The sequence below is a fragment of the Intestinibacter sp. genome (genome assembly GCF_022780145.1).
Lineage (GTDB): Bacteria > Bacillota > Clostridia > Peptostreptococcales > Peptostreptococcaceae > Intestinibacter.
Map to the genome: position 1 here is coordinate 1 of NZ_JALEXO010000201.1, position 3,761 is coordinate 3,761.

5 protein-coding genes are annotated in these 3,761 nt (G+C 32.9%); all 5 read left to right on the forward strand.

Going from position 1 to position 3,761, the window contains the following annotated elements; all coding sequences use genetic code 11:
* A partial coding sequence (locus tag MR593_RS07865) for a rhodanese-like domain-containing protein (RefSeq protein WP_290691656.1) occupies positions 1–960 on the forward strand: 960 nt, incomplete at its 5' end.
* Positions 961–1,050: 90 nt separating this feature from the next.
* Entirely contained in the window at positions 1,051–1,494 is a 444-nt protein-coding gene (locus tag MR593_RS07870; RefSeq protein WP_290691658.1) for an ATP-binding protein, read from the forward strand.
* 182 nt (positions 1,495–1,676) lie between these two features.
* Entirely contained in the window at positions 1,677–2,396 is a 720-nt protein-coding gene (locus MR593_RS07875) for an ABC transporter ATP-binding protein (RefSeq protein WP_290691659.1), read from the forward strand.
* The gene (locus MR593_RS07880) at positions 2,397–3,134 is read left to right on the forward strand and encodes an ABC transporter permease (protein ID WP_290691660.1); all 738 of its coding nucleotides are present in this window, start codon (positions 2,397–2,399) and stop codon (positions 3,132–3,134) included.
* 74 nt (positions 3,135–3,208) lie between these two features.
* Positions 3,209–3,761, forward strand: a 553-nt coding sequence (locus tag MR593_RS07885; protein ID WP_290691662.1) for a helix-turn-helix transcriptional regulator, incomplete at its 3' end; no start/stop codon positions are given.

Sequence of the window (3,761 nt, forward strand, 5' to 3'; positions counted from 1 at the left end):
ACACCAGATACGCACCTTGCGAAACAGGCTGGGCTAGAGTTAGGAATAAAGGATAGTATTCTAGTAAATGACAAAATGGAAACATCAATCACAGATATCTACGCAGTTGGCGATGCAGTTCAAGTAAAGAATTATGTTACAGATGAAAATGTATTGATTCCTCTAGCAGGCCCAGCAAACAAACAAGGACGTATCGCTGCCGATAATATTTGTGGTGGTAATAGTACATACATTGGTTCTCAAGGTTCTTCAATAATAAAAATCTTTGATATGACAGCTGCCACAACAGGAATTAATGAGAAAACTGCGAAAAAATTAGGAATTGACTGCGACAAAGTTTACTTATCACCTATGAGCCATGCTTCTTATTATCCAGGTGGCAAGGTCATGACTATGAAGGTATTATTTGAAAAAGAAACTTATAAGCTGCTTGGAGCTCAAATTGTAGGATATGAAGGTGTCGACAAACGAATTGATGTACTTGCAACTGCGATTCATGCAGGAATCAAAGCATTTGACTTAAAGGATTTAGACTTAGCTTATGCACCTCCTTATTCATCTGCAAAGGATCCAGTGAATATGGCTGGATTTATGATTGAAAACATTTCAAATGGACTTTTAAAACAGTTCTTCTGGGATGAAGTAGCCGATCTTCCAAGAGATGGAAGTGTAATTCTGCTTGACGCTAGAACACCACAGGAATACGCAAGAGGCCATTTTGATGGATTTATAAATATTCCTGTAGATGGATTGCGTGCGAGAATCGGTGAACTAGAAAAAGGAAAAACAGTTTATGTAAATTGTCAAAGTGGTCTTAGAAGCTATATAGCATGTCGTATTTTAAGTCAAAATGGATTTGACTGTTATAATTTTTCTGGTGGTTTCAGACTTTATGAAACTATTATGAATGATTGTGTGGCAGCTGAGGTTTCTATGCCTTGTGGAATGGAAGTTAAATAATTGACAAATAATTATTTGTATAATTACAATCATCTTATAATTACAATTTTGTATATTATATTTAGTTAAATTAAATAGGAAGTGATTATATTGCATAGTTTATTTATTAAAAAGTTTAAAGTTCCAGAGGTTGCTGTTGATTATTTAAAAGTATTTTTTAAACCTTTAGAAATTGATTTTGTAGAAAAAATGGATAAAGAAAGAGCTAAACAAGTTGTTATAGACGCGCATGAAGCTGGATTAATGCATACGGCTAATCCTAATGGAATTTGTAACTGTTGCGGTGATTGTTGTTATGTACTTAGATCACAACAAAGAAGAAAAAGTATTGGGGTTTGGCCGCCTAGTAAATATGTTATAGAGTTTGATGAGAGCAAATGTGTTGGATGCGGTAAATGCGCTAAAAGATGTCATTTTGGAGTGTTTGAAATTAAAGAAGGTAAAGTTACAGTAGACGAGAGCAAGTGTATTGGATGTGGTATTTGTAATAGTACTTGTAAGAAAAATGCCTTAACTATGAAAGAAAGAAAATAGTTTATTTAATATATGGTTAAATAATATTAGAAAAGATATAGAGTAGTTATCATGAACAACTATTCTATATCTTTTTTGTTTGTAAAGAATATTATATTTAAAATAGCAAGAATAGTCGAGATATAACCCTAGTAAACAAGATAAAATTATCAACATAAGAAATAATTAGGAGGTAAACCAAAATGGAAGAAATCATAAAAGTAAACAAACTCTGCAAATCATATGGTGAAAAAACAGCTGTTGATAATCTAAATTTATCTGTAAAACCGGGAACGGTAGTAGGTATTTTAGGGGCAAATGGAGCTGGAAAGAGTACTAGTATTGAGTGTATTTTAGGTACAAAAAAATCTGATTCGGGAAATGTCAGCATTTGTGGGATGAATCCAATAAAAGATAGAAAGAAATTATTTGAAAAAATAGGTGTTCAATTCCAAGATTCAAATTATCAATCAGAAATAAGAGTAGATGAATTGTGTGAAGAAACAGCATGTATATACAAAAATCCAGCAGATTGGAGAGAATTGTTAAAAGAATTCGGTATATCTGATAAAGAAAGGAACCAAGTAAAATCTCTTTCTGGTGGAGAACGTCAGCGATTATTTATTGTTCTTGCTCTTATTCCACAACCTGAGGTCGTATTTTTAGATGAGCTTACGACTGGGTTAGATGCTAGAGCAAGACGAGAAGTGTGGAGGACATTGGAGAAATTAAAAAAGGATGGATTGACGATTATTTTAACTTCGCATTTTATGGATGAGGTCGAGATATTATGTGATGAAATACTTATTTTAAATAAAGGAAAAACTGTTTTTTACGGTACAGTCGAGGAGGCTATAAAAAATAGTCCATGTGATAAATTTGAGGATGCATATCTTTGGTATTCAGATGAGGAGGGAAAATAGATGTTTGGTAAAATGTTGAAGATAGAAGGAAAATTATCTATTAGAGATATGAATATGGTTATTTTTGCGATTATAATGCCGGTAGTTGTACTTGTTATCTTAGGATTTATTTACGGGAATAAACCTGCTTTTGAGGGCGCAGATTATTCTTTTATAGAACAATCATTTGGCGCTTTGAGTACAATTGCTATATGTGCAGGTGGATTAATGGGATTACCTATTTTAGTGTCAGATTATAGAGAGCGAAAAATACTAAAAAGATTTAAAGTAACACCGATAAGTCCAGCTATGATATTATTTGTTCACTTGGCGATTTATACAATTTATTCAGCAGTTTCAGTAGCTGTTCTTTGGATTTTTGCAAAATTATTTTGGGAATTTGAAATGCGAGGATCTTATTTGACTTTCTTTGCTGGCTGGTTGTTAGTTTTGATGTCAATACTTAGTATAGGGATGTTAGTCGGTGGAATAGCTAAAAATAGCAAAAGTGCATCTGTAATTGCATCTATATTGTATTTTCCGATGCTAGTATTTTCAGGAGCGACTGTTCCATATGAAATTATGCCTGTTCAGATGCAAAAGGTAGTAAATATTATGCCACTTACACAAGGGATAAAGATACTGAAAGCAACTACTTTAGGAACTGAAATAAATAATGTGTTAGTACCTATAATAATTATGGTTGCGATTATTTTGATATGTGTAGGTACAGCTATTAAATTTTTCCGCTGGGAATAGATTTTTAAAATAGCAAGATAAGTCGAGAAAACAAATAGATGATGGTGTATGATAAGTATATTGGAGGTGAAAATATGCACGATAAAATAATTGCAGTACAGAGAATGCAGGATTATATAGAAAAACATATCAATGAGAGTATTACTCTCGCTGATTTAGCTAAAATTTCTTTATTTTCACCGTGGTATTCACACCGTTTGTTTAAAGAATATACGAATTATACACCAGCCGAATATATCAGAAGACTAAAGCTATCTAAATCTGCTTTGAGATTGAGAGATGAAGATTGCAAGATTATAGATATTGCTTTTGATTTGGGATTTCAGAGTGTAGATGGGTATCAGAGGGCTTTTTCTAGAGAATTTGGGTGTAATCCTAGTGAATACGCTAAAAACCCTATCCCACTACAGCTGTTTATTCCATATGGAGTAATTTACAAAGAACTTAGAAAGGAGCATAAAAAGATGGAAGTTAAAAATGTATTTATACAATTAATACATAAGCCTTCACGAAAGGTTTTAATAAAACGAGCAAAAACAGCCACAGAATACTTTAAATACTGTGAAGAGGTTGGCTGTGAGGTATGGGGATTTCTCACAAGTATGCAGTTTATAAGTGGGGAACCTG